24 protein-coding genes are annotated in these 25,465 nt (G+C 43.2%); 6 read left to right on the plus strand and 18 right to left on the minus strand.

The genetic code is table 11. From position 1 onward, the window contains the following. Positions 1-94 precede the first annotated feature (94 nt). The 9 genes from aceA to JOC94_RS09930 form a co-directional block, all read right to left on the minus strand. Complete coding sequence (aceA, locus tag JOC94_RS09890) at positions 95-1,369, minus strand: isocitrate lyase (RefSeq protein WP_077112235.1); 1,275 nt, start codon at positions 1,367-1,369, stop codon at positions 95-97. 135 nt (positions 1,370-1,504) lie between these two features. Then, positions 1,505-1,792 (minus strand): hypothetical protein, encoded by a 288-nt coding sequence (locus JOC94_RS09895; protein WP_077112234.1) that lies wholly within the window; start codon positions 1,790-1,792, stop codon positions 1,505-1,507. A 131-nt stretch (positions 1,793-1,923) separates the two neighbouring features. Further along, positions 1,924-4,107 (minus strand): malate synthase G, encoded by a 2,184-nt coding sequence (locus tag JOC94_RS09900; protein WP_077112232.1) that lies wholly within the window; start codon positions 4,105-4,107, stop codon positions 1,924-1,926. A 223-nt stretch (positions 4,108-4,330) separates the two neighbouring features. Further along, positions 4,331-5,161, minus strand: a complete 831-nt coding sequence (tatC, locus tag JOC94_RS09905; protein ID WP_077112230.1) for a twin-arginine translocase subunit TatC — start codon at positions 5,159-5,161, stop codon at positions 4,331-4,333. Positions 5,162-5,178: 17 nt separating this feature from the next. Further along, positions 5,179-5,370 carry a twin-arginine translocase TatA/TatE family subunit gene (gene tatA, locus JOC94_RS09910; protein ID WP_077112228.1) on the minus strand — a complete coding sequence of 64 codons (192 nt, stop codon included), beginning with the start codon at positions 5,368-5,370 and terminating at the stop codon, positions 5,179-5,181. 18 nt (positions 5,371-5,388) lie between these two features. Next, entirely contained in the window at positions 5,389-7,098 is a 1,710-nt protein-coding gene (locus tag JOC94_RS09915; RefSeq protein ID WP_077112226.1) for a GMC family oxidoreductase, read from the minus strand. A 14-nt stretch (positions 7,099-7,112) separates the two neighbouring features. After that, positions 7,113-7,859 carry a gluconate 2-dehydrogenase subunit 3 family protein gene (locus JOC94_RS09920; protein ID WP_077112225.1) on the minus strand — a complete coding sequence of 249 codons (747 nt, stop codon included), beginning with the start codon at positions 7,857-7,859 and terminating at the stop codon, positions 7,113-7,115. Between the two features lie 128 nt (positions 7,860-7,987). After that, a complete protein-coding gene (locus tag JOC94_RS09925) occupies positions 7,988-8,926 on the minus strand; it encodes a dipeptidase (protein WP_077112223.1) in 939 nt (312 codons plus the stop codon). Between the two features lie 128 nt (positions 8,927-9,054). Then, positions 9,055-11,445, minus strand: a complete 2,391-nt coding sequence (locus JOC94_RS09930) for a heavy metal translocating P-type ATPase (RefSeq protein WP_321189683.1) — start codon at positions 11,443-11,445, stop codon at positions 9,055-9,057. 229 nt (positions 11,446-11,674) lie between these two features. Between JOC94_RS09930 and JOC94_RS09935 the strand changes: the two genes are divergently transcribed. After that, positions 11,675-11,767, plus strand: a complete 93-nt coding sequence (locus JOC94_RS09935; RefSeq protein WP_083717573.1) for a YjcZ family sporulation protein — start codon at positions 11,675-11,677, stop codon at positions 11,765-11,767. Between the two features lie 100 nt (positions 11,768-11,867). Further along, the gene (locus tag JOC94_RS09940; RefSeq protein ID WP_077112219.1) at positions 11,868-12,170 is read left to right on the plus strand and encodes a hypothetical protein; all 303 of its coding nucleotides are present in this window, start codon (positions 11,868-11,870) and stop codon (positions 12,168-12,170) included. Positions 12,171-12,193: 23 nt separating this feature from the next. On the opposite strand, the gene JOC94_RS09945 is transcribed toward JOC94_RS09940, so the two are convergent. Together JOC94_RS09945 and JOC94_RS09950 are read right to left on the minus strand one after the other, a co-directional pair. After that, a complete protein-coding gene (locus JOC94_RS09945; RefSeq protein ID WP_077112217.1) occupies positions 12,194-12,538 on the minus strand; it encodes a hypothetical protein in 345 nt (114 codons plus the stop codon). A gap of 528 nt (positions 12,539-13,066) precedes the next feature. Beyond that, positions 13,067-14,479, minus strand: coding sequence for a SpoVR family protein (locus tag JOC94_RS09950; protein WP_077112215.1), 1,413 nt, complete (start codon positions 14,477-14,479; stop codon positions 13,067-13,069). Positions 14,480-14,759: 280 nt separating this feature from the next. On the opposite strand from JOC94_RS09950, the gene JOC94_RS09955 reads away from it, so the two are divergent. The 3 genes from JOC94_RS09955 to JOC94_RS09965 all read left to right on the plus strand — a co-directional run bounded on the left by JOC94_RS09955 (position 14,760) and on the right by JOC94_RS09965 (position 16,037). Further along, positions 14,760-15,008, plus strand: coding sequence for a YhdB family protein (locus JOC94_RS09955; RefSeq protein WP_077112214.1), 249 nt, complete (start codon positions 14,760-14,762; stop codon positions 15,006-15,008). Between the two features lie 127 nt (positions 15,009-15,135). Continuing rightward, positions 15,136-15,570 carry a disulfide oxidoreductase gene (locus JOC94_RS09960; protein ID WP_321189682.1) on the plus strand — a complete coding sequence of 145 codons (435 nt, stop codon included), beginning with the start codon at positions 15,136-15,138 and terminating at the stop codon, positions 15,568-15,570. Next, positions 15,567-16,037: a thioredoxin family protein gene (locus JOC94_RS09965; protein ID WP_205179262.1), complete on the plus strand. Its 471-nt coding sequence runs from the start codon at positions 15,567-15,569 to the stop codon at positions 16,035-16,037. Before JOC94_RS09960 ends, JOC94_RS09965 begins: the two co-directional genes overlap by 4 nt. Positions 16,038-16,233: 196 nt before the next feature. On the opposite strand, the gene JOC94_RS09970 is transcribed toward JOC94_RS09965, so the two are convergent. Next, entirely contained in the window at positions 16,234-16,635 is a 402-nt protein-coding gene (locus JOC94_RS09970; RefSeq protein WP_077112212.1) for a DUF5365 family protein, read from the minus strand. A gap of 121 nt (positions 16,636-16,756) precedes the next feature. Continuing rightward, the gene (locus JOC94_RS09975; RefSeq protein WP_077112412.1) at positions 16,757-17,590 is read right to left on the minus strand and encodes an aldo/keto reductase; all 834 of its coding nucleotides are present in this window, start codon (positions 17,588-17,590) and stop codon (positions 16,757-16,759) included. 341 nt (positions 17,591-17,931) lie between these two features. Between JOC94_RS09975 and JOC94_RS09980 the strand changes: the two genes are divergently transcribed. Beyond that, positions 17,932-19,230, plus strand: coding sequence for an NCS2 family permease (locus JOC94_RS09980; protein WP_077112210.1), 1,299 nt, complete (start codon positions 17,932-17,934; stop codon positions 19,228-19,230). Between the two features lie 282 nt (positions 19,231-19,512). Here the strand turns inward: JOC94_RS09980 and JOC94_RS09985 are convergent, their stop codons facing one another. The 5 genes from JOC94_RS09985 to JOC94_RS10005 are packed head-to-tail and all read right to left on the minus strand — an operon-like array spanning position 19,513 to position 25,359. After that, the gene (locus tag JOC94_RS09985; RefSeq protein WP_077112208.1) at positions 19,513-20,931 is read right to left on the minus strand and encodes a dihydrolipoyl dehydrogenase family protein; all 1,419 of its coding nucleotides are present in this window, start codon (positions 20,929-20,931) and stop codon (positions 19,513-19,515) included. Between the two features lies 1 nt (position 20,932). Beyond that, a complete protein-coding gene (locus tag JOC94_RS09990) occupies positions 20,933-22,138 on the minus strand; it encodes a dihydrolipoamide acetyltransferase family protein (protein WP_077112206.1) in 1,206 nt (401 codons plus the stop codon). 17 nt (positions 22,139-22,155) lie between these two features. Continuing rightward, the gene (locus JOC94_RS09995) at positions 22,156-23,154 is read right to left on the minus strand and encodes an alpha-ketoacid dehydrogenase subunit beta (protein WP_077112204.1); all 999 of its coding nucleotides are present in this window, start codon (positions 23,152-23,154) and stop codon (positions 22,156-22,158) included. After that, entirely contained in the window at positions 23,151-24,218 is a 1,068-nt protein-coding gene (gene pdhA, locus JOC94_RS10000) for a pyruvate dehydrogenase (acetyl-transferring) E1 component subunit alpha (protein WP_077112202.1), read from the minus strand. Before pdhA ends, JOC94_RS09995 begins: the two co-directional genes overlap by 4 nt. A 31-nt stretch (positions 24,219-24,249) precedes the next feature. After that, the gene (locus JOC94_RS10005; RefSeq protein WP_077112200.1) at positions 24,250-25,359 is read right to left on the minus strand and encodes a Leu/Phe/Val dehydrogenase; all 1,110 of its coding nucleotides are present in this window, start codon (positions 25,357-25,359) and stop codon (positions 24,250-24,252) included. Between the last annotated feature and the right edge of the window lie 106 nt (positions 25,360-25,465).

A 25,465-nucleotide genomic window follows, 5' to 3' on the forward strand; every position in this document is an offset into this window, starting at 1 on the left:
TCGTACCCTTTTTATAACATATTATTTTATCGATTACAATAAACAATATGCCCCGGCAGGAACAATCCTTGCCAAGGCATATGCATTTTCTTTACTAAAATTGCGCGGCTTCTGTCGATCCAGCCAACGCTGTTGTGGAAGACTTTCCGCCCGAAATGACGAGAGATACTTCATCGAAATAACCTGTTCCGACTTCACGCTGATGGCGAGTTGCCGTATATCCGTCAGATTCGGAAGCAAATTCGGCCTGTTGCAGTTTGGAGTATGCAGCCATTCCTGTTTCTTTATATCCTTTGGCAAGCTCAAACATGCTGTGGTTAAGAGAGTGAAACCCGGCCAGCGTAACAAATTGGAATTTGTAACCCATTTTACCCAACTCTTGCTGGAAGCTGGCAATTTCCTTATCCGTTAGCTTGCTCTTCCAGTTAAATGATGGTGAGCAGTTGTACGCGAGAAGTTTTCCGGGATACTTTTCATGGATCGCTTCGGCAAATCGTCTTGCTTCATCCATATCAGGTTCGGCCGTTTCACACCAAATAAGATCGGCGTATGGAGCATACGCAAGTCCCCTGGAAATGGCCTGATCCAGCCCCGGTTTCGTATAGTAAAACCCTTCTGGACTCCTTTCTCCTGTTAAAAATGGATGATCGTAAGGATCAACATCACTTGTCAGCAAGTTCGCTGCATTGGCGTCTGTGCGTGCAACTATGACAGTAGGGATATCCATGATATCTGCAGCAAGTCTTGCGGCAATCAAATGCTTGATGGCTGTTTGGGTGGGCTGAAGCACTTTTCCTCCAAGATGGCCGCATTTCTTTTCGGATGCAAGCTGGTCTTCAAGGTGAACGCCTCCCGCACCGGCTTCAATCATTGCTTTGGTCAATTCGAATACATTTAACGGCCCGCCAAAACCTGCCTCCATATCCGCGACTATCGGCGCAAACCAGTATGTGTCTCCCTTCCCTTCCGCTTGCTGGATTTGATCGGCACGCTGCAATGTTTGATTAATGCGTTTGACAACCTGCGGCACGCTGTTGGCGGGATATAAGCTTTGGTCCGGATACATATGGCCAGCCAAGTTCGCATCTGCGGCCACTTGCCATCCGCTTAAGTAAATGGCTTTCAAACCCGCTTTTACCTGCTGCATCGCCTGATTTCCTGTTAATGCGCCAAGTGCGTTGATGTAGTCCTCTTCATTAATGAGTTTCCACAACCTCTCTGCTCCCATGCGCGCCAATGTATGTTCCACAACGACCGAGCCGCGAAGCTTTACAACATCGGCTGCCGAATACGGCCGTTCAATCCCTCTCCAGCGATCCGTTTTCCAACTTTCTTCGATTTGGCGAATTTGTTCCTCTCTTGTGGACATTCTTTTCTCTCCCATTCAATTCATATTTTTTTATCATGAGTAGATTGGCTTTAAGCCAATCTATCAATCACTCAACCTGTTGTATATCTGAATTCTAATAACACAATATGTTATATAACACTATAAGCAAAAAAATTAATCAATATCAGCGCAGCATTGCAAGGATTCCTTAAAAGAAGAGTATTCTGTTCCACACTTGGGACAAATCTCAACTTCTGTATGTGGTTTTTCCAAAACGACCACCTCCGGCGCTTTTTGCGGTACGACCACAAACGAACCATCAGCCTTTTTCTTGAGTGTTAATAATTCGTTTCCATATATAAATGTAGTTCCGTTCATATCTTCGATTGATTTTCCCATGACTAATCTTTCCATCACCCATTCGTCAATAAAGATTCTTCCAGCTGATTGGTTTGTTTGCATATTGTCACCTTCTTATGATTTGTTGTTATTAATATATAACAGACACAAATATTTATCAAGTGTTATATAACAATTATTTTGAAAAATTTTCTCTTTTACTCAATATAGCAAAATGAGCTTGACTGCTTGCCTTATGCCCTGTTCAAAGCCCGTTTCTTCTTGAATTCCAATCGGCGCCGATGCAAGATTGGTTCCGTATAGCCGTTTGGCTGATGTTTACCTTCTAATACGAGTTCACAAGCCGCTTGAAATGCGACGGATTCGTCATAGTTTTCGGACATCGGTATATAGTTTGGATCGCCAGCATTTTGTTCATCAACCACTTTTGCCATTCGTTTCATTGTTTCCAACACTTGCTCTTTCGTACAGATGCCATGATGAAGCCAGTTGGCCATATGTTGGCTTGAAATTCTCAAGGTGGCCCGGTCTTCCATTAGGCCGATATTATGAATATCAGGTACTTTGGAACAGCCCACGCCTTGTTCAACCCAGCGGACAACATACCCCAGTATGCCTTGGGCGTTATTGTCCAGTTCTTCCTGAATTTCTTCATTGCTCCAGTTTGGTATGTGCTGCAAAGGAATTTTCAATAAATCATCTTTCATATCCGCTGTTTTCTTGTAAAGCTTCTTTTGTACTTCTTTTACATTTGCTTGATGATAATGGAGCGCATGCAATGTCGCCGCTGTCGGTGAAGGCACCCACGCCGTATTTGCCCCGGCTTTGACATGGGCAATTTTTTGTTCAAGCATATCTTTCATTTTGTCAGGCATTGCCCACATGCCTTTTCCAATTTGAGCTTTGCCTGGAAGTCCAGTTGCAAGCCCTATCAAAACATTTGATTTTTCATATGCACTCAGCCATGTGGAGTGTTTCATGTCATTTTTCCGGATCATGACCCCAGCTTCCATGGAAGTATGGATTTCATCGCCTGTTCTGTCAAGAAACCCGGTATTGATAAAGACGATACGGTCACGCACCTGTTTAATACAGGCTTTTAGATTTAACGATGTCCGTCTTTCTTCGTCCATTACGCCCATTTTTATAGAGTTTCGTTCTAAACCAAGAAGATCCTCGACGCGGTCAAACAATGTATTGGCGAAAGCAACTTCCTCAGATCCATGCATTTTCGGCTTAACGATGTATATCGAGCCTTTTTCTGAATTTTTCTTTACTGTATTGCCAAGTAAATCATGCTTCGCAATTAAACTCGTTACAATCGTATCAAGAATGCCTTCCGGAACTTCTTCCCCGTTTTCATCAAGAATCGCGGGTGTTGTCATTAAATGGCCAACGTTGCGAATGAGCTGCAATGAGCGGCCTTTCAAGCGAATGTTTGTACCCTCAGATGATGTATATGTTCGATCATCACTAAGTGAACGCTGGACGGTTTTTCCATTTTTTGAAAAAGTGGAAGTGAGTGTTCCTTTCATCAGGCCAAGCCAGTTTCTGTAGACAAGCACTTTATCTTTTGCATCCACTGCAGCAACTGAATCTTCACAATCCATAATAGTGGACAGAGCCGATTCCAAAATCAAGTCTTTGACACCGGCATCATCCGTTTTTCCGATCGGATCATCATGGTCAATTTGTATTTCTACATGCAGCCCGTTATTTTTTAATAAAATTGCCTCTGGTTGTTCCATGTTACCACGGAAGCCGAAAAATTGACTTGCATCTTGCAGTCGTGCTTTGCCGCCATTTTTTAGTCGGACAATAAGCTCGCCTTCGTCCACAACATATTTTACCGCCTCCTGATGAGAGGATTTAGCCAGGGGGAACACGTGATCCAAAAATGCCTTTCCATACGCGATTACTCTTTGTCCCCTAATCGGATTGTAAGTGTCGGTCCGCTCCGCACCGTTAGATTCATCGATCGCATCTGTACCATATAATGCATCATACAAACTCCCCCACCTTGCATTGGCCGCATTAATGGCATATCTCGCGTTATTGATAGGTACAACGAGCTGCGGTCCTGCCTGTACGGCAATTTCGTCATCAACACTGTCAGTTGTGATGTGAAAATCTTCCACCTCAGGCTCCAGGTACCCAATTTCCTTCAAAAACTTCTTATAATCTTCTAACCTGAAAGAATTGACATGCTGTTGATGCCATTCATCTATTTTGCTTTGCAAGGTTTCACGTTTTTTGAGTAATTGTTTGTTTACGGGGGCAAGATCGCGAAAAATATGGTCCATTCCTTTCCAAAATGCTCCATGGTCTACACCCGTCTGGGGCAAAGCCTCTTGTTCAATGAAATCATAAAGAACCGAAGCAACCTGCATTCCGCCTACTTTTACATATTTCTCCATTCCCTCTCCTCCTAAAAAACAGCATTGTTATATATCAGATTTAATGAAATCGTATTTATTATATAACAACATTTTTGGAAATGAAAGAGTTTTTTAGCAAATCAGACCATAAATCTGGAAATTTATGAAGCAAAAGCTTCAAAAGTCTCTTTTTTTTAAAAGCCAAAAGTGCCGGCAGCTTCTTGCCAAAAAAAAAAGAATCCACTCTTTGTAAAAGGGATTCCTAAATGGATTCAACATGCTCGCGGCTTCTTTTTGCCTCCATTTTTCCAACGATATAAATGCTTGCTTCATACAGAAGCGCCATGGGAACGAGAACCATTAATTGGCTGACAAAATCGGGCGGCGTTATTAGCGCCGAAACAATGGCGATCACTAAATAAGCCCATTTTCTGGCTATTTTCATCCTCTCTTTCGTTAATACACCGATGGATGACAAAAACATGGCAATGATCGGCAATTCGAATAAAAATCCAAGCGGAATCGTTGTCATAATCAGAAAATGAATATATTCCTGAGCTGAAACGATGACATCAAAATTTATGGCCCCAACCTTCATCAGAAAATGATAGCTTAAAGGATTCACAATAAAATATCCGAAAGCTACCCCGCCGATAAACAGGAAAAACATGGCAGGTGAATAAAGGCCGAGAAATCTGATTTCCTTTGGCTTCAATCCCGGCTTGACAAACTGCCATAAAAAATGAACAAGAAAAGGAAGAGAGAGCCCGAGTGCCAGTGTTACACAAATGGAGGTGTAAAATTTCACGACTTGAAACGGGCCAAACACAACTAGCTCATTCTCTTTTGTTACGTACGGAAACCACCAGTTGATTGTTGAGAATACAGCCATCAAAAACAACATAAATACGATGCCGCTTTTTATGAATTGCTTGCGGAGATCACTAAGGTGTTCCACAAGCGAATCTGTATTCTTTTTTGCCTCCATGCCCCCTCCAGAGGATTGATCCAGTTGTTCCGTCCCTTTAGGTGAAACCGCCTGCTTATCCAAGGGACTGAGGAATCTTCGTTTTTGTTTGACTACTGGTCCCATAAAAAACACCTTCTACATCATAGTTGCTTTTTCTTATCCTGTTTCGGGGTCTCGTTCTCATCCATGATTTCCCGCGTCGACTTTTTAAATTCGGAAAGTGTTTTTCCCATCGCTCCGCCAATTTCAGGTAGTTTTTTTGGGCCAAAAATGATGAGAACGATCACCAAAATAATGATAAGGCCGGGTATGCCAATTTGTGCTACTCCCATTAAAGCCACCTCCTAACGTTATACTAGGCTTCCTCCGTTTTTACTGTATTTGATAACGCCTTCCGCACAGCGATAAGCCAGTGCGCCAACTGTCCCTGTCGGATTATATCCGCTATTATGCGGAAAATTGCCGGCACCGACAACAAACAGATTATCCGCATCCCAATGTTGCAAATAATTATTGACGACACTCGTATCAGGATCAGAACCCATGATCGTTCCGCCTGTATTATGCGTCGTTTGATAAGGAACGATGTCATAATCGGAAATCGCATTTGAAGGAACAACTTCCTTCGCGCCCATTTCCTTTATAATTTCTGCGGACCGATCCGTCGCAAATTGATGGAGCGCGCGATCCTGGTCCGTAAAATTATAAGTCATCTGCAATAATGGCAGGCCAAAGGCATCCTTGTACGTCGTGTCCAATGATAGATAATTTTCCCGGTGGGGAAGCGTTGCTCCCTGACCGCCGACAAACAGTGTCCTCGTGTAATAATGGATCGAGGCTTTTTTGAACTCCTCTCCCCACAAGGGAACATCCGGCGGAACCGGGTTGCTGGATATGGGTCTTGTGCCCGATTGTACAATCCAAATTCCCGCCCCGTGCAAAAAGTCTTCTTTTGAATGGTCAAAATTATCGCCATTAAAGTCATCCATATACATGCCCAGCGCTCCGGCTCCCATAAACGTGTTCATTTGTTCATCGAAAAATCCGGTTGCACCCGCGTTGATCTGATAACAATAATTTTTTCCAAGTGTCCCCCTTCCCGTATCCGGATCATATGGGGTCCCGATATCAGATATCATGAGAAGCTTCGCATTGTTAAGCACATAACTTGTCAGTACAACCGTTTCGGCTGGCTGGATAAACTCTTCCTTTGTCAAAGTATCGATATATCTGACACCCGTCACTTTATCCCCTTGTTTCAAAACTTCCACAACATTGGAATTTGTCCTTACTTCAAAATTTCCTGTCTTTACGGCTGTTGGAACAACCGTTACTTCCGGAGTGGATTTCGCGCCGTATTCACATCCAAACCTTTCACAAAAACCGCAATATTGGCATGCATAGATGGTCTCGCCATCCGGGTTTTTATAAGTCTCCGACAAATTTCCCGATGGCATCATGTACGGATTATATCCTTTATCTGTTGTCGCTTTTTTAAATTTCTCCAGAATTGGCGTCATTTTCATCGGTGGTGTCGGGTATTCATTTTTCCTTTTTCCTCCAAGTGGATTGGCTTCACCCGAAATGCCGGCAGTCTTTTCAAATTGATCGTAATATGGTTCAATTTCGTCATATGTAATGCCCCAATCCTGAAGCTGAAAGCCTTCCTTAATCTTGTTTTTTCCGTACTTCTTTTCCGTCTGTGACTTAATTTCAAAGTCGTATGGAAGGAATCTGAACGTCCAGCCGTTCCAGTGAGTGCCAGAACCGCCAAGCCCTTCACCAAGCAGAAATGAACCCATTTGCCGCATTGGAAGCGCACGCTCTTTACGAGTGTTTCTAAACGTAATTGTTTCCTTCGACAAATCTTGCATTAATTCATAACGGATCGCATATCTATATTCATCATGTATTCGCAAATAATCTTCCGTTCCTCTTTTTCGTCCTCTTTCCAGACCGACAACTTTTAATCCCGCTTTCGCACATTCTGCTGCGACAATACCTCCGGTCCAACCGACACCGACCGTCACAACGTCCACTTTATCCAGTGTTTTAGCCATGATTTACATCTCCTTTAATGATCCATGCTTGACAATGATTGTGGCTTGATCTTTTGAAATTTGTCACTCTCAATGACATTTATGTATGCGGCCTGATGACCCGGAAAGTTTTTCATTTTCCAACCATCCATATTGTTATTTCCGCCATAGATCGGGTCGGAGTATGCCCCCTCCAATGTGGCAGACCTAAGAAGGGTAAAGAAAAAGCTTGAGGTGACTCCATTCAATTTCACTTCCCCTTTTTGAAAAGCCGTTAAAATCTCATCCATTTGACCGCCTTCCAGATCCGTGAAGCTTTTTTTAAATCGCTTCTGAGCCTCATTGTCTAAGGCAGCGATGCCGACAGAAAAAATTTCCGCCCTTGTTAAGGGACTCTGATACCCTTGCGTCTCCTTTCCCACAAAAAACGGTCCTTGCATATATTCTCTGGAATTCATTCCATAAGCGCCCGCAAGCTGGTTGTCTATGAAATAGGGCACACCCAATTCGATGGCCCCCGGCCCCAAATCATCCTTGGGAAATATCCTTTCCGTTGCTTGGGACAGTATTTTAAAGTCTGCATCCCTCGTAAAAAACTTTCTGCCTTTCGGACTGATCTGTCTGGCTTTTTCACGGGTTTCTTCCGGGGATGTTTCCGTATTATTTCTGGCATTGTAGCCAATGACGCCTCCCAGTAAGCCGCCTCCGACCAATGTGCCAGTAACAATGCCGGACCTTTTTAAAAAGTCCCGGCGAGAAAGTCCTTTATCCTTTTCTGTCATAATGAACCCTCCTGCACTGTAAGTAAATGATCCAAACAATGAATGGATCTTTTTAAAAAAATAAAAAAACAACCGCTTAAGACTTTTATTGCACTTTAGCGGCTGTTTTAAACTCTGTAAGTGAAAAATTATTCATTTTTACTATTATTTGGTAGATGATGGAAGAAATTCTTCCATGCAAATCCTTTGACCTGTTCTTCAGAATAATATTTAAGCAATTCATTTATGAGATTTTGGTATTTAGAAGCATCTTCCAAACCGATGATATGCTCGTCGATGCCGTCAAAGTCGGAACCAAATCCGATGTGCTTGACGCCCCCCAATGAACAAAAATGATCAATGTGTTTGATGAGATCTGAAATATATACTTTTTCCTTATTGGCCGTAAAGTGCGGATAAAACACTACATGAATCATGGCGTTTTTCATAAAAAGTGTTTTTGCCTGGTCGTCGGTCAAGTTCCTCTGATGGCCACAAACTGCTTTGGCGTTTGAATGGCTGGCGATTGGATAGTTTGCTAGTTCAACCACTTCCCAAAAAGCGCGTTCACTTAAGTGGGATACGTCGGTAAACAGGTGGTGGTTGTTATGGAACTGAACAACCTGTTTTCCGAATGCAGTCAGACCTGCTCCCCGCGGCTCTTCTATTCCATCAGCCGCAAGATTGGCGTTATTCCAAGTAAGCCCGACCAGCCTTACACCAAGGCGATACAAGATACTAAGCTTTTGCGGATCACTGCCAATGCAATCAACCCCTTCAAGGGAAAGAATGGCTCCGATTTCATCTTCCCCCAATGTAAGCAAATCCGACCATTGCTTAATATGCTTCATCCCATTCTTTTCAACGATGTTTGAATAAAAATAATGCACTTGATCAAGGGCGGCTTGAAATTTTGCCTCTTCTTTCACTTCGGGAGGGACAAAAATGGCGAAACATTGGACTTTAACCTTCCCTAGTTTCATTTTTTCCCTATTGACATCCAGTTTCGGGGAATGCTCAAAATCCAATTTCCCGCTGCTGTTCCACATTTTCCACAATACGTCACAATGAAGATCCACAATATTCATGTCTTTCCCACCTGTTCTGTGTTTTTAATAAAATGATCAGTGTTCAACCAAAGAGAAGCAAAAAACTTGAAAAGGATCAGCGCTACTTTCATTTGGCTTCAAAAAAAGAAACTATTGGCAATAGGCAGTTATAGATGTATTCTTTTTAAACGCAAAGCATTTGCCACAACAGAAACCGAACTGAATGCCATGGCCGCACCCGCAATCCATGGAGCCAGCAATCCCGATGCCGCAATGGGAATTCCGGCTGTATTATATGCCAATGCCCAAAACAAATTTTGTTTGACATTTTTCATGGTAGCTTTACTGAGCTGGAATGCCTTTGATACAAGCCTTAAATCCCCACCCAAAATTGTTATATCCGCGGCTTCAATCGCCACATCGGTTCCAGTATCAATGGCAATCCCAATGTCCGCCACGGCAAGGGCTGGCGCGTCATTCATACCATCTCCAACCATCGCTACGATTTTTCCATTCTTTTGCAATTCCTGAACCATTTCCGCCTTTTGCTCTGGCAGCACTTCCGCGTATACTTGATCAATTCCCACTGTGCTGGCAATCGTATGAGCAGTCCTTTCATTATCACCTGTAAGCATGATGACTTCCAGCCCTTGTTTTTTTAATTCGTGAATGGCATCACGCGCATGTTCTTTTACCGTATCTGCAACTGCAACAATTCCGGCCAAGCGTCCATTAATGGCTATGAACATAACGGTTTTCCCTTTTTTCTCAAAATTCCGCACCTGTTTCGCCTTTTCTTGGTATAACACGAGTTGGTCCCGCATCAGCTTTCTAGTGCCGATTAAAATTTGTTTGCCATCAATATCCGCTTTAATCCCTTGTCCTTGTATTGCCTCGAAGCTTTTGACTGCTTTCGGTTTGACTCCCTTTTCTTGTCCATATGTTACTATCGCATCTGCAAGTGGATGCTCGGAAACAGATTCAGCCGAAACCAAATACTGTAAGGCATTTTGGTGGAAAAGCTCTATATCGGTAACAACCGGCTTGCCAACTGTAATGGTGCCTGTTTTATCAAAGATAACCGCATTTACTTTATGAGCAATCTCCAAATGTTCGCCACCTTTAAATAAAATGCCCGTTTCCGCCCCCTTTCCCGAACCAACCATAATGGCAGTCGGAGTGGCAAGTCCCAAAGCACAAGGGCAGGCAATGACAAGAACAGTAATGGATGCTTCCAGTGCTTTTTCCAGATTCCCCTGGTCTAAAAGGAACAGCCACGCCAGAAAAGTCGCAATGGAAATCGCCACAACGAATGGAACGAATATGCCTGAAATGTTGTCTGCCACCCGCTGAATGGGCGCTTTGCTTCCCTGGGCAGCTTCCACAACTTGAATGATGCCGGCAAGCGCTGTATCTTTCCCGACTTTTGTTGCCCTTATTTGAATCATGCCGTTTTTGTTTACTGTGCTTCCGATCACAACATCGCCCATTTGCTTTTCTACTGGAATCGCTTCTCCAGTAATCATTGATTCATCGACAAACGTCCCGCCGGAAATGATCTCTCCATCAACAGGTATTTTTTCCCCGGGACGAACTACCAAAATATCCCCCGCCTGGACTTCTTCAATTGGGACTTGCCGCTCAAGCCCATTCGTAAGGATTGTTGCATGTTTCGCCTGCAAGCGCAATAAGTGGGATAATGCCTCAGTTGTTTTTCCTTTCGCTTTCGCTTCCAACCATTTTCCAAACAATATGAGTGTGATTAACACCGCGCTCGTTTCAAAGTAAAGATGTGGTTTATATGTTGGGTAAATGAGTGAACGGATGCTTTCTAAAACACTAAAGAAAAATGCCGCGGATGTTCCGAGTGACACAAGCACATCCATATTGGCGCTTTTGTTTTTTAATGACTTGTAAGCTCCTTCGTAAAACGGCCAGCCAATATAAAACTGGACAGGGAACGCCAATGCAAGCTGTATCCAGGGGTTCGTCAAAACATGTGGAACAGGCAGTGCCAGGCCGCCTGGTAAATGAACGAGCATCGTATAGACAAGCGGCAGGGACAGCAATGCTGAAAGCAACAGTTTTTGTTTCTGTCTAAGGTCATGTTCTGATTTGTTACGTTCCGTATTTTCCTTGTTTTGATGCACCTTCGCCTCATAACCTAATGATTTCATTTTATCAATGATATCGGGAGTGGAAATCATTCCTTCCTCCATGTGGATGGATGCCGTTGCTGCCGCCAGATTCACATTAGCAGATCTGACACCCGCCATTTTATTCAATGTTTTTTCGATTCTGGCAGAACACGCAGAGCACGTCATTCCATAAACATCTAAAAGGACCTTATCTGTTTTAATGTCATAACCCAAACCCTTAATTTTATCAACGACATCAGCGGGTGTTAATGTTGTGCTGTTAATGGAAACAGAAGCTTTTTCAAGAGTCAAATGAACGGTTGCTTCCACACCCTCCATTTGGTTCAGTACTGTTTCAATTCTGTTGGAGCAAGCCGCACAAGTCATACCTTCAATGGAAAGATCAAACCGCGTTTTCACAAAATGGGGTCCCTCCTCGAAAATTAAAATGGAATGGATCACAAAATGGACATGGCCAGTCGCCACACAATACCGCATCTTTATCCCATTAATTCTACATGCTATGTCCGCAATCCTTTTTTACCTGCTTTGTCAATAAAATTAGATATTTCTCTCTATAATCTGTCCAGTCGAAGCCTTGCACCTTTACATATGATGTAGGAGATTCGGCATAAGGAGGTGGCTGTCCATGAGTGGAGGATATGGAATGGGTTTTGCCTTGATCGTCGTGCTGTTCATTTTACTAGTAATTGTAGGAACAGCTTACGGTTATGGCTATTAACGGCTATATGATGTAAAAAGAAGCGTCTATTTAGGCGCTTCTTTTTCATGTTCGAGCTTTTTTGGGACATGATAATGTTAAATTGGTTAGGAGGATCGTTATGGAGCATTTTCCAGTAATACATACAAATTTTTGGGATGCCGTTATCGCCGTTCCCGCTGTTTTGGTCGCAACTCAAATCATCAAGCTTTTGCTCCCGATACCCCGGGTGATTATTCCGACAATCGCCACTATTCTTGGATTGATGTTTTCCCTTTTCATCGCCCACCGTTTCAATTTTTGGGGGGCTGTTTTCATGGGTTTGTTCTATGGGAATGCCGCTGTCGGGACATATGCTTCATTAAAAACGACTTGGGAAACATATAGAGCATCCGGAAATAAATACTCCGGTAAACAAATTTGAAAGGAATACAACATGACATTCGGCTAAGAATGGAAACCGATCAACTTCGTTTCTTTTCCCGCTCCCACCGGACGCAGTTGCGGAAAAGCAATAATCGAATCAATATAATCCCATTTAATCAATAAATTCGTCGGACAATTTTTCCTTGACTGGTTTTCCTTTGGAACAGTAGTACCGTCTTCTTCCTGCACTTTTGTATGCTCATAACAGGGGTTTTCAACCCAAATGCCGATTGGCTCCGTATATACGAGCTTGGCAACACACCATTTTTCCGGAAAATAGATCCCTGTAATGGAGCCAGATAAAGATTCAGGCAAATGTTTAAACTTGATCTGGATTTTTTGATTTACATAATTATCTAAAAACATGATCATCCTCCTTGAAATTGGTTCTTTACTTATTCATTCCTTCATTCAAGGAGCTTAAAACACGAAATAGAGGCTGGGGCATAAGCAAATACGAAATAGCAAAAACCGAACAATTCATTTATAGTTGTTCGGGCTATTTGTGTTTAAAAAATCCCTATCATCGCTACGTCAACCTATTTCGCTTTCCTCAGGTCTCTTCAGCTTCCTCGGAAAGCAAAGGTCGCTTTCCTGCGGGATCTTCAGCTCGAGCTATTCCCGCAGGAGTCTACCTATTTTGACTACGCTAAAAGCTTGCGTATGATATACTGGGACAATTTTTCCCGCATGTAAGGTGCCGTATTGAGTGAATACAAAAGGGCTAAGTGGGAGAAAACGGCACCTAAATGCCCGATTGGTTCAACTAACATTCAGTTAGAGCCCTACTGAATGAAGTTTCACTTTATTGTTCGTTTTTTCATCAGCTGATTTAGCTGTGTTCCAGGCTCTCCATCTCCTTTAGAGAAAAGCCCCCTTAAAAACAGCCCCCGCTCATATGAATTTCCGTTGTACGTTCCTGCCGTCATAACTGAATAACATCGAGCGATTTTCCACTACGCTCTCCAAGTGAACGGTTCTTCCCCACAATTGATAAATATAAGGCAGTACTTTTTCCAAATATTTTAGGTCAAGTTCAACTCCCTCATAAGAATGTTTCAAATATAGCTCCCCATTCTTCATATAGTCGCCGTCATTGACTGTAATGTACGGGAATCCGCCGTTTACTCTCATGCTCACAAGCTGGTCGCGGACCTCGGTCCATTTTTTGTCAACAATTTTATAATCCCTTCCTTGCTTTTGAAATAAATACATATCTTCCCGCAATACAAGATCTTTTGTTAAATAATTTCTTAAAAAGGATATATCGGATTCCAGTTCGCGAACTTCGAACATCTTTTCCCGACCCGAATTAGGCTTAACTCCTTGTTTTTTCATTTCTTCGTCCGGATTATTCCATCTTTCTTCAATATCCTCGAAAATTTTCAAACCAAGATAATAAGGGTTGATACTTGTCCTTGATGGCTGAATAACCCCCGCATTCAATTTGGCGAATTCAATTGCCTCATCGCTCGTCAAATCCAACTCACGGATAATCCGCTGATGCCAATAAGACGCCCAGCCTTCATTCATAATTTTCGTTTCAAGCTGCGGCCAAAAATAAAGCATCTCTTCTCGAACCATTGTCATGATATCCCGTTGCCAATCAGACAGCTCCCGGCTATACTGTTCGATAAATAAAACGATATCCTTTTCCGGCTGGGGCGGGAATTTTTTTCTCCGTTTTTTCCTGGCCGGCTCTTCCTTTTTCTCTTCATCCAAGCCCCATAAATCATCGTATTCCGTTACCGGTGTAGTATCTTCTTCCCACTCCTCCTCTTCATCCATCTCCCAATCCAGCACCGGCCGCATCAAAGACGGGTCAATATGCTCTTCAATCGCGAGCACCGCATCCAAAAATTGCTCCACTTCTTTTTTTCCGTGTTCCATTTCATATTGCCTGATTCTCCCTGCTGTCGCCGCCATGCTTTCCACCATATCCCGATTCGTGTTTTTAAATCGAACATTGTTTTTAAAAAAATCGCAATGAGCTAGAACATGCGCCACAATCAGTTTGTTTTGAATCAACGAGTTGGAATCAAGGAGAAAGGCATAACAAGGGTTTGAGTTGATCACGAGTTCATATATTTTACTTAAACCAAAGTCATAATGCAGTTTCATTTTAAAAAATTGCTTTCCGAAACTCCAGTGGGAAAAACGAGTCGGCATTCCGTAAGCGCCAAATGTGTAGATAATGTCAGCCGGGCATATTTCGTATCGCATCGGATAAAAGTCGAGGCCAAATCCACTGGCAATTTCTGTTATTTCATCAATAGCATATTCTAATGTTTTCTCATCCGCACTCATGAATATTCCCTCCTTTTATCCACAATGTATGAAAGACAAGGAAATAACATGAATTACATCCGCCTTGGCCGCCAAATTATTTTCCTCACCAAAAAGAGTAACTTCTCACCAATGATCTGGCGAACACCCAAATTCGGCTATGTCACGTTTTACACGTATTGGCTGGTTCTTATTTTTTAACCGTGGTTAAACCCAAATCCAACCATGTCAAGATTTACACCCCTATATATCCCGGCTCCGCGGATATAATAAAGGCAACTCCTAAAAAGGAGGAAACCAGATGGATTATGATCGTGCCCTTTACTATACGCATCGGTCGGAATGGGATAATCTGATCGTTTTAATGGTTCGTACAAAAGACCATATGCTGTCAAAAAGAATAGAACGCTTTTTACACGCGTATTATTTTTCCCGCGATTATTCCCTGATTGAGCGTCAACTCTACTCACTGCTTCGTTATCTAGAGCATGCCGTTTCTGTTACGGAAGAGGAAAGCATCTTTGAGAACAGCCCCTTGGTTCCCATTTAACTGGCTGCCGCAAGCAGCCGGTTTTTTTAGTAGCCATTTTGGAAAGATAGCGTTTTCATTTACTTTAAACAGTTTTTTCCATTATAATCAAAGGAATACATAAACGATTTTAAAGGCAGTGATTTATGTGGGGAAAAAAGATCAGCGGGAAAATATGATTTTTTTTGCATGGGCTGTAGCTGTCATAGCGACACTCGGAAGTTTATATTTTTCGGAAATCAAGCAATATGAACCGTGCGAGCTTTGCTGGTACCAAAGAATTCTAATGTATCCGCAAGCCATTTTGCTCGGAATCGCCTTGGTCAAAAAAGATTACAAAGCGGCAATATACACATCCGTACTTTCGGGAATGGGCGTGCTTTTATCTTTTTACCATTATTTAATTCAAAAAGTTGATTTTTTCTCCGCTTACTCCCCCGCTTGCGGGCGAGTTCCATGTACGGGGGAATATATTAACTGGGCGGGATTTGTGACCATCCCCTTTTTAGCCTTTATTGCTTTTACACTCATTTTCTCCGTAAGTTTGATTTTATTGAAACAATCGAAAGGTGATGCACAATGAAAAAAGTAGTTATATTTTTAGTCATTATTATCGGGTTGTTTGTCGCGATCGCCATAGTAACAAAAGTGCAGCAGGAAAAGAAGTCTGAAGGCAACGTATATCAAAAAGAAAGCTTGCATCCCACAACAGTCGAATTGTTGGATGATCCGCTGTACCAAAACATCATTTTGCCGGATGAGTTGGAGAAAAAATTGAAAAATAAGGAAGATGTCACCGTTTATTTCTTTAGCCCGACTTGCTCGCATTGCATAAAGACGACGCCGGTAGTTACACCCCTTGCGAAAGAAAAAAATATTGACCTTGTCCAATACAATTTGAAAGAGTTTGAAAACGGCTTTAAAAAATATGGAATTACCCATACCCCGACGCTTATGCATTTCAAAGATGGGAAAGAAGCAGCACGAATGGTCGGCTCCCATCCAAAAGAAGATTTTGCGGCTTGGTTTGATGAACATGTAAAAAAATAAAAGCGCCCATCCTTTTGGACAAGCGCTTGCCAGAAAAAGATTCCCCTGCACTATTCAAACTGGATTCAGTGCAGGGGAGCCATTTTCATGTTCCTGAGACCGTCAGGTTGGACAATCCAAAACGTGTAAACGGCCTTAGCCCCGTGAAAATAAGCCAAAGCCGTTCGGTTGTCTCAACAGCCGAAAAGTGTATGTTTCAAATTAAAAAATCGTTGTATGCAGGCGTAAAAATGCTTAACGAGTGACTCAGCCCTTTTTGTCGTGTGTACTGTGAATATGTGAAAGGAAATGATATGTCATGGCTTTCCAAAATCTTTTTGTTTTTGTAAAAAATACTTTCCAAATGAGGATTATGTGAGTCGATGTTTCTCAATTCCAATAATGTTTTCATGACTTGCAGCGCCGCAATCACATTCAACGCATCCGATGCGCTATTGGGCCAATCTTCAAAAGAAGGTGTTTTCAATATATTCAGTTCGCAAAACGTGTAAATATCATCGTCTTGAAAATAAGAAGGTAAAATGGATGAATAAAAATCGTCAAGCAAACTGCTTATTGTTTCCTTCTGTTCTTGTGTAGCCGCAAATACAACCTTCATATCCGAAAACCTGCCTTATGCTCTGAATGTTCTCCCCATTAGAATAACATATGAAAAGCCTACAGATCGTTGGGAAAGTAAGGTAATCGATTAACAAGCGGCATAGGCGGCCAATCACTAACTAATCAAAGTTAAAATGATCAGGATGAGGGCCATACCTTTCGTCCAGGTTCAATCCATTTATTTCATTCATATCTTTGAGTGAAAGTTCAAAATCAAAAATTTCCGCATTTTCACGGATACGATTGCTATTGATCGACTTTGGAATAATGATGTTTCCGTTTTGCAAGTGCCAGCGCAAAATAATTTGCGCACTGCTTTTTCCGTATTTTTTGCCAAGCGCAACGAGAGAAGGTTCTTCAAGCAAACGTGCGCGGGCAAGAGGCGACCACGCTTCGACAGCAATATCATGCTCTTGGCAATATTCCCGAAGCGGTTCTTGTGTCAACCGTGGATGCAGTTCAATTTGATTAACGACAGGCTTTTCATTACTGCGGACGGCCAAATCTTCCAAATGATGAATTTGGAAATTGCAAACGCCAATGGCCCGGACAAGCTTTTCATCATATAACCTTTCAAGCGCACGCCACGTGTCCACATACTTATCTTTTACGGCCCAGTGAATTAAATATAAATCCACATATTCCATTTGTAATTGATTCAAACTTTCTTCAAATGCTTTCAAAGTGTTGTCATAGCCCTGGTCCGTGTTCCATACCTTAGTGGTGATAAACAGCTCCTCCCGCGGAATTCCAGAATCCTTTACCGCCTCTCCGACAACATCTTCATTTTCATAAATTTTTGCCGTATCAATCGACCTGTATCCGTATTGTAATGCATATCTTATGGCATTAACCGCTTTCTTTTTCTCCTTCATTAAGTAAACCCCAAGTCCGAGGTACGGCATGTCGATCCCATTATGTAATGTTTTTACACTTTGCAAATGTTGAACCATTTCCATCACCCTTTCTCCCATTTTCTTCATTGTATATTGATCCGTTGTATAGTGCTAACTATTTGTTCACATATTTATTTCGACAGAAGCTTTTAACTTTCCCGCAAATAAGCTAAAATAAGATCGTTTGTTAATTTGTTTTAACTCACGATGAGGCCCTTTCATCCAGAGAGAAATATGGATCTAGGTTCCTTTTTCACCATGAGCGGCGCCACTTATCTTTCTTTCGTTGTTCCTAAAATTGTTTGGCGTAAAAGAAACTGACTACACTTCGTTTATTGTTGTTTATATTAATGAGGCAGCCGATAAAAACGAGCTGCCTGATGCACTGGAGGTCACCTATGTTTAAATTAAAGGAAAATCAAACAAATGTTAGAACTGAAATCATTGCAGGAATGACGACTTTTTTAACGATGGTATATATTATTGTTGTCAATCCGATCATCTTAAAAGATGCCGGCGTGCCTATTGATCAAGTGTTTACTGCAACGATCATCGCGACTGTTGCCGGAACACTTTGGATGGCGCTGGCGGCCAATTACCCGATCGCGATTGCTCCGGGTATGGGATTGAATGCCTATTTTGCTTATTCCGTTGTCGAAACACACGACATTTCTTATATAACGGCGTTTGCTGCTGTATTTGTTGCAGGCATCATATTTATTATTTTATCCTTGACACCTTTTCGCAAAGTATTGATCGAAGCCATACCTGCAAACTTGAAACATGGTATTACGGCGGGAATCGGACTTTTTATTGCATTTATCGGAATGAGACTCACCGGTCTGATCGTGGCTCATCCAACTAACCTTGTAGCCTTGGGAGACCTTCACTCTCCTCCTGTCTTGCTTGCACTTTTAGGCTTGTTCGTGACAATCGTTTTACTGGCTTTTCATATACATGGAGCATTGTTTATCGGGATGGTCATCACAGGTTTAACAGCCTTTTTTACTGGCCAGCTTCATTTTGACCAGGGCTTTGTACAAATGCCATCGCTTCCTGAAGGAATCTTGATTACCAACCCATTGTCCGCCTTTAGCGAAGTGGCAGAACATTTTCTTTTTGCGGTTGTCTTTTCTTTTCTGCTTGTAACTATCTTCGATACTACAGGTACAATGATCGGTGTCGCTCAGCAAGCGGGACTGATGAAGGGCAATACTTTTCCCCGGGCACGGCAGGCACTGTTGGCTGACTCGGTGGCCACTACAATCGGGGCCATGGTCGGTACAAGCCCGACAAGCGCCTATATCGAATCTTCTTCCGGAGTCGCTGCCGGCGGCCGTACAGGTCTGACAACTGTGACTGTTTCCCTTTTATTTATCATTGCGGCTTTTTTCGGCCCGCTCGTAAGTGCCGTTTCCGAACTGTCCGCAATTACTGCTCCTGCGCTAATCATTGTCGGAAGCATGATGATGGGGGCTATTTCAAAAATAAATTGGTCACAAATTGATGAAGGATTTCCCGCGTTTTTAATTATATTGAGTATGCCTTTAACCTCCAGCATTGCGACAGGCATCGCTCTCGGATTTATTTCTTATCCAATCTTAAAGATCGTAAAAGGAAAGTGGCGGGATGTCCATCCGTTAGTATATATATTTGCTGTCCTATTTTTCTACCAGTTGGCTTTCCTGCCGCATTAAGCTTGCTCCCGACATTCAGAGCGCAGACAACCAATGTTCTAATCATTTTTGCCAACAGCTTGGCGTTTTGGCAATGCCAAGAGGGTTCGGGTGCAGCAAGTTTGTCAACGTCTTTCCGCTCCTTATGCTCACTCGGGAAAACCGCCCTCGCCTTCTCGTCAAATAGGCAGCATGCCCGCTTTGTAAGAGGGACACTTTCGGAGCCGACCTTCTCCTGCTGAGAGGGCATACTTGGTTCCATCCTATTCCTCTTGGAACTAAACAAAAAACCTGATCAAATGATCAGGCTTTTTGTTTTACTTTTTTTGGCGGCTGGTGAATGGCAAGGCCTTTCATTTGTTCAACAGCTTCCAATAAAGATTCGCTTGTGCTCGGATGTGGATAAAATGGAAATAGAAAGTCTTCATCTCTTGCCCCCATCTCCAAACCGAGTACAGCGCTTGAAATAAGGTCGACTGCCCCTTCCCCAATGAAGTGTACACCTAAAAGCCGGTCCGATTGGTCGTCAAACACAACTTTTGCCATCCCCTCCTTATTTTGCGTCAATGACGCGTATCCGTTGGCGGTTAATGGGAAAACCCCCGTCTTAATTGTAAAACCCGCTTCTTTTGCTTCACTTTCGGTAAATCCTGAAAAAGCGATAGGCGGGTCTGTATGGATGACTGTCGGCATCCATGTCATATCAACCTCACCCGTTTTCCCACATGCTATTTCAGCGGCTGTTTTTCCTTGGCGAATTCCTTTTACAGCAAGTAATGGCGGCCCTGTCACATCTCCAATTGCAAAGATGCCTCCCCTGTTTGTTCGACATTGCTCATCCACGACAATAAAACCTTGATCATCCAACTCCACTCCTAGACGGGACACACCCAAGCCGTCCGTGTTCCCCCTAATCTCTTCCTGAGAATAAATATGAGTTCCGGTCACTTCACGCCGTTCCCCGTTGGCATTATTGAAAGTGCAATCAATTAGATTGTTTGATATATGCCAGCGAATATTCTTTACATCAAGGTGCAGATCAATCTTTCTTTTCTTCAGCAGTCTTATCAACTCTTTTTCAATTTCAGCGTCCAAAAAGCCGCTGTCATCTCTTGTGGCAAGAACCGTCACATCACATCCCAAGCCGGAATAAGCGAACGCAGCTTCTAAAACAAGGTAATTCCAGCCGATAAGAAGTAATTTTCCGGGAAGGTTTTCCGGATTAAACAGCTGATAAGAAGAAAGCACCCGGTTAGTTTCATCTTCCTTGATGTATGCTCCCGCAGCAATGATCGCTTGGGAAAATTTGATTGTCTCGTATTGATGCCCATTTTCCACTCCGATCCTTTCATGATCAAGGAAATAGGCTTTTCCGGTTATGATCTCAATTTTATGTGCTTTACACAGCGCCATGACGCCTTTTCTGAGATTGTCTATGGTATTGTTTTTATATTGATGGTAAGTGGATAGTGCAAATGACGGGTCATCAAACAAAAAGCCCAACTCTTTCATTTTTTGCAAGCGTCCGCTTTGCTTGGCCGCATGAACCAATGTTTTGGACGGAATGCATCCTTTATTCAGGCAGACTCCGCCGATTTTTTCTTTTTCTATTATGACAACTTCTTTGCCGAGCTGTGCCGCTCTAATGGCCGCAGTGTAGCCGGCAGGTCCCCCGCCGACTACGACCAATTCTTTTTCTTGAACTAGTTCTCCTACGACCATTCTACATCAACTCCAATAACATTTTAGCCGGATTTTCGATTAAGCGGACAAATCGGTTCGTAAATGCCACTGCCATTGCCCCATCGGCTACACGGTGGTCAAAGGACATCGATATATTCATCATGGAGCGGATCGTGATCTCATCATTGACAACGGCCGGGCGTTTTTTCGCCTTATGAAAAGCCATCAAACCTGTTTCCGGATAATTAATAATAGGAGTGGCGGCAATGCTGCCGAGCGGTCCTACATTGCTGATTGTGAAAGTGCTGCCGGACATTTCTTTCGGGTTCAGCCGGTTTTCTTGCGCTTTTTGAATAAGTTGCTTCATCTCATCATGAATTTGTTTGATGGATTTACGTTCTGTATGACGGATCACTGGGACAATCAGCCCTTCTTCCGTATCAACGGCAATCCCCATATGGCAATGGTTTTTCATTTTGATTACTTCGTTCTCCTCATCCAGTACAGCGTTGAATACCGGAAAGTCCTGCAGCGCAATCTGAACCGCCTTAATGAAAAAAGCTGCGACAGATACATGATCTCCTTCTTCCTTTAGTTGCTGTGTCAGGTTTAGGACATTTGTTACATCTGCTTCTTCAAAATGGGTGACATGCGGAATTGTAAACAGCGATTTTGCCATTTTCTCTGCAATGATTTTTCTCCGGCCTTTAAAAGGAACGATGTTCTCCTCTTCTGTTTCCAGCCGCCGCGCAGAAGCGGACGCACTTTCCTGAGACACTTGTCTTTTTCCCGCTGCTGATTCGTTCGTAAACCTGTAAACATCTTCATCCGTTATTCTTCCGGCTGGACCCGTTCCGGTTACTTCTTCTATATTGACTCCAAGATCACGAGCTATTTTTCGAGTATAGGGTGCGGCCAAAACCAGTTTCTTATTGGCAGGCTTAGTCACTTGGATTTGCACGCTTTTTTTTGCTTGTTCCTCTTCTTTTCTTGTGTCAACGGTTGCAGATTGGCCTGGATCAATGACAAGCAACGTGGTTCCGACAGTAATCTGTTCTCCTTCGGGAACCTTGATGTCTGTGATAGTGCCTTGAGCCGGCGAAGGCAGTTCAGCAGTCATTTTGTCGGTCTGCACCTCAACAAGTGGCTGGTCCGCCTCCACTTTTTCACCAATTTTAACAAGGTATTGGATCACTTCTCCTTCGGTGATCCCTTCTCCGATATCATGAAATTTCACATCGACCAAAAACACTCACCCTTTTCTTAAAAATTGACTGTTGTTTCAATGGCCTTCATTACACGCTCGGGTGTCGGCAAATAATGTTGTTCCAGTGTATAAAATGGGACAGGTACATCAAAGCCGGTAACTCTTTCAATCGGGGCTTTTAAATATAAAAATGAAGTGTCTTGAATAAGGGTAATGATTTCCGTCCCAAGTCCGCTTGTGGCATGCGCTTCATGAACAATGACGGCTCTTCCTGTTTTTTGGACAGATTCGGCTATCATGTCTTTGTCAAGCGGATATAGCGTTCTTAAATCAAGCACATCACAATGGACGCCTTGTTCCTTCATTTGTTCAGCCGCTTGAACCGCCACTGGAACCATCGCTCCCCACGCAATGACCGTCACATCATTGCCCTCCATTATCCTCTTTGCTTTGCCGATTTCGACCGTGTACTTTTCAGTAGGAACATCTTCTCGAAACGCTCGATATGATCTCATGGATTCTAGAAACAAAACAGGGTCAGGATCCTCGATGCTCGCAATGAGCAAGCCTTTTGCATCATACGGACTGGCTGGACAAACCACCTTGATTCCCGGCATATGGGTAAAAAATGCTTCAACACTGTCAGAATGGATTTCAGGGGCGCGGATACCGGCGCCATACGGTGCCCTTATGACGAGCGGAACGGTAAAATGGCTGTTCGTCCGCATCCGAATCCGTGTAACATGAGTAGCGATTTGTTCAAATGCGGGATAAATGAACCCGAGAAATTGCATTTCCACTACCGGAAGCAGCCCGTTTACCGCCATGCCGATGGCGGTGCCGACAATCCCCGATTCACTAATCGGCGTATCAATGACACGATGTTCGCCGAATTCATCCATTAAGCCGTCTGTTGCGCGAAACACTCCGCCATTCACGCCGATGTCTTCACCCATTATAAGCATCTCATGGCGCTCCCTCATCATCGTGCGCAGCCCATCGGTGACCGCTTGAACCAACGTCAATTTTTGAGTAGCCGGTGCCGATACATTCATGAAGTAACACCTCGCAAAAAGTCAAAGTATTTGTTTTTCTGCTCTTGAATCGTCCATGGATTTTCCTCAAATACGTGATCAAATAAATCATTCACATCGGCAGCAGGGAAGGCTTCCATGTCTTTAACCGCTTTTTCAACCTGATCAGCCGCTTCCATTTGAATACTTGCGGCCCACTGTTCATCCCACAAGTCTTCTTTTTTCATATATCTTTCCAAGCGTAAAATAGGATCGCCTTCTTCCCTCTTCTGTTCGCTCAATGATTGGTCACGGTATTTGCTCGGGTCATCTGCAGTTGTATGTGCACCGTAACGCCATGTAACAGCCTCGATCAATGTAGGGCCTTCTCCATTTCGAGCCCGTTCCAACGCTTTTTTTGTTTCAAAATAAACAGCGAATATATCATTGCCATCAAGACGGATGCCGGGAATATCATAAGCTACGGCTTTTTGGGCAATGGTTCTGGAGTTCATTTGCCTTTCGATCGGGACAGAAATGGCATATTTGTTGTTTTGGTTAAAAAACACCACCGGCGCCTTAAATATGCTTGCGAAATTCATCCCTTCATGAAAATCTCCTTCTGACGTAGAACCGTCCCCGAAGTATACAATAACGGCATTGTTCGTCCCTTTGTATTGTTCAGCCATCGCCGCACCTGCAGCATGGGGAAGCTGAGTTGCGAGCGGAACAGCAGGAGGGAAAATTCTTTTCCCGGAAGGGGGGATACAGCCTTCGGCGCGCCCATTCCAATATAAAAGGACTGTTTCAAGAGGAAGTCCAAAAGTCATTGTAGCAGCATGATCCCGGTATGTCGGGAATATCCAATCATCATTTTGCAGGGCCAAGGCACTGCCTACTTGTGCGGCTTCCTGTCCCTCAAACGGGGCATATGTTCCAAGCCTCCCCTGCCTCTGTAAATTAATAGCCTTTCTGTCGAATGTTCTCATTAAGGTCAACTGCCTATATACCTTTCTAAGAAATTCGTCAGATATTTGGTCCCGTATTTCTTCTTTGACCAGCTTCCCATTACCTTGCAAATAAACGACTTTTTCAAAGTTCTCCATGCTTCTCCTCCTTTAGATGATGACACGGATTTTAATGTTTGATTTGCCACTTGGGCGGAACCTTGCGCGCGAAGAAACTATTTCCAGCTTTTCTTGCCGCCAATTTTTGCTCACAAAACCTATTGGCTGCTTCCACGGTGGAAACGCTATCATTTTCCGAGACAATAAATATTTCCATCAATGAATCGTAGATTGCTTTTGTTTTTTGCAATACCCGCTCTTGATTGACTCCGTACAATTCGTCAGCTACTTGAATCAATCCGCCAGCATTCACAATATAATCCGGAGCATATACGATTCCCTTTTCTTGCAGTGCGGCGCAATGACGCTCCTCCTTTAATTGATTGTTCGCGGAACCGACAACGGCTTTTACTTTTAACATGTCAAGCGTTTCATCGTTCAACACGCCGCCAATGGCGCATGGAACGAAAACATCCGCTTCAACTCCGTAAATATCATTTGATGAAACCACTCGAATGGATGGGTTTCCAATGCTCTTTCCATAATCCACCAGTTTGGTGATCGCTCGCTCGTTCAGTTCTGTCACATATAGATCAGCACCTTTTTCCAGCAGCTGCTCTGCTACCTTTAATCCCACTTTACCAAGACCTTGTATAGCATATGTTTGATTACCCAAGCCACTGGAACCGCTTACAAATTCATTGGTAGCCTGAATGCCGTATAAGACCCCAATCGAGGTTGGCACGGATGAATCTCCGCCTCCTCCATACTCCTTTGGAAGTCCAATGATACAGTTTGTTTCTTTCATCGCATGAACAAAATCTTCCGGGGTTGTGCCCATGTCAGTTCCAGTGTAAAATCGTCCATTCAATGATTCTACAAATCTTCCGAAAGAACGGAATAGTTCCGGTGATTTGTCTTTTGCCGGATCACCGATGATAACCGATTTCCCGCCTCCAAAATCTACGTCGGCGGCAGCACATTTATATGTCATGCCCTTCGAAAGGCGCAGAACATCATCCAGGGCATCTTCAAAGGAACGATATGGATACATTCTGCAGCCGCCGGTTGCCGGACCGAGCGTTGTATTATGGATGGCTATAATCGCTTTCAATCCTGTGTTTGGATCATTGCAAACAACTACTTGCTCATGTTCATGAATCTGTTCAAAAAAACCCATCTTGACCTCCCCTTTTTCCGCAATCTCTTTCTGTAAAAAACGAGGATTTGATCTTTATTTACTTTCATTCTATGAACAGTTATCCACCATTTAGTGCATATAATGG

The sequence above is a fragment of the Siminovitchia thermophila genome, assembly GCF_016909185.1.
In the GTDB taxonomy this organism is placed as follows: Bacteria; Bacillota; Bacilli; order Bacillales; family Bacillaceae_C; genus Siminovitchia; species Siminovitchia thermophila.

What these genes read in the sequence shown, in the direction of transcription:
- aceA (WP_077112235.1), bottom strand. Translation starts at nt 1,369, where the DNA reads ATGTCCACAAGAGAGGAACAAATTCGCCAAATCGAAGAAAGTTGGAAA.
- JOC94_RS09895 (WP_077112234.1), bottom strand. Translation starts at nt 1,792, where the DNA reads ATGCAAACAAACCAATCAGCTGGAAGAATCTTTATTGACGAATGGGTG.
- JOC94_RS09900 (WP_077112232.1), bottom strand. Translation starts at nt 4,107, where the DNA reads ATGGAGAAATATGTAAAAGTAGGCGGAATGCAGGTTGCTTCGGTTCTT.
- tatC (WP_077112230.1), bottom strand. Translation starts at nt 5,161, where the DNA reads ATGGGACCAGTAGTCAAACAAAAACGAAGATTCCTCAGTCCCTTGGAT.
- tatA (WP_077112228.1), bottom strand. Translation starts at nt 5,370, where the DNA reads ATGGGAGTAGCACAAATTGGCATACCCGGCCTTATCATTATTTTGGTG.
- JOC94_RS09915 (WP_077112226.1), bottom strand. Translation starts at nt 7,098, where the DNA reads ATGGCTAAAACACTGGATAAAGTGGACGTTGTGACGGTCGGTGTCGGT.
- JOC94_RS09920 (WP_077112225.1), bottom strand. Translation starts at nt 7,859, where the DNA reads ATGACAGAAAAGGATAAAGGACTTTCTCGCCGGGACTTTTTAAAAAGG.
- JOC94_RS09925 (WP_077112223.1), bottom strand. Translation starts at nt 8,926, where the DNA reads ATGAATATTGTGGATCTTCATTGTGACGTATTGTGGAAAATGTGGAAC.
- JOC94_RS09935 (WP_083717573.1), top strand. Translation starts at nt 11,675, where the DNA reads ATGAGTGGAGGATATGGAATGGGTTTTGCCTTGATCGTCGTGCTGTTC.
- JOC94_RS09940 (WP_077112219.1), top strand. Translation starts at nt 11,868, where the DNA reads ATGGAGCATTTTCCAGTAATACATACAAATTTTTGGGATGCCGTTATC.
- JOC94_RS09945 (WP_077112217.1), bottom strand. Translation starts at nt 12,538, where the DNA reads ATGTTTTTAGATAATTATGTAAATCAAAAAATCCAGATCAAGTTTAAA.
- JOC94_RS09950 (WP_077112215.1), bottom strand. Translation starts at nt 14,479, where the DNA reads ATGAGTGCGGATGAGAAAACATTAGAATATGCTATTGATGAAATAACA.
- JOC94_RS09955 (WP_077112214.1), top strand. Translation starts at nt 14,760, where the DNA reads ATGGATTATGATCGTGCCCTTTACTATACGCATCGGTCGGAATGGGAT.
- JOC94_RS09965 (WP_205179262.1), top strand. Translation starts at nt 15,567, where the DNA reads ATGAAAAAAGTAGTTATATTTTTAGTCATTATTATCGGGTTGTTTGTC.
- JOC94_RS09970 (WP_077112212.1), bottom strand. Translation starts at nt 16,635, where the DNA reads ATGAAGGTTGTATTTGCGGCTACACAAGAACAGAAGGAAACAATAAGC.
- JOC94_RS09975 (WP_077112412.1), bottom strand. Translation starts at nt 17,590, where the DNA reads ATGGTTCAACATTTGCAAAGTGTAAAAACATTACATAATGGGATCGAC.
- JOC94_RS09980 (WP_077112210.1), top strand. Translation starts at nt 17,932, where the DNA reads ATGTTTAAATTAAAGGAAAATCAAACAAATGTTAGAACTGAAATCATT.
- JOC94_RS09985 (WP_077112208.1), bottom strand. Translation starts at nt 20,931, where the DNA reads ATGGTCGTAGGAGAACTAGTTCAAGAAAAAGAATTGGTCGTAGTCGGC.
- JOC94_RS09995 (WP_077112204.1), bottom strand. Translation starts at nt 23,154, where the DNA reads ATGAATGTATCGGCACCGGCTACTCAAAAATTGACGTTGGTTCAAGCG.
- pdhA (WP_077112202.1), bottom strand. Translation starts at nt 24,218, where the DNA reads ATGGAGAACTTTGAAAAAGTCGTTTATTTGCAAGGTAATGGGAAGCTG.
- JOC94_RS10005 (WP_077112200.1), bottom strand. Translation starts at nt 25,359, where the DNA reads ATGGGTTTTTTTGAACAGATTCATGAACATGAGCAAGTAGTTGTTTGC.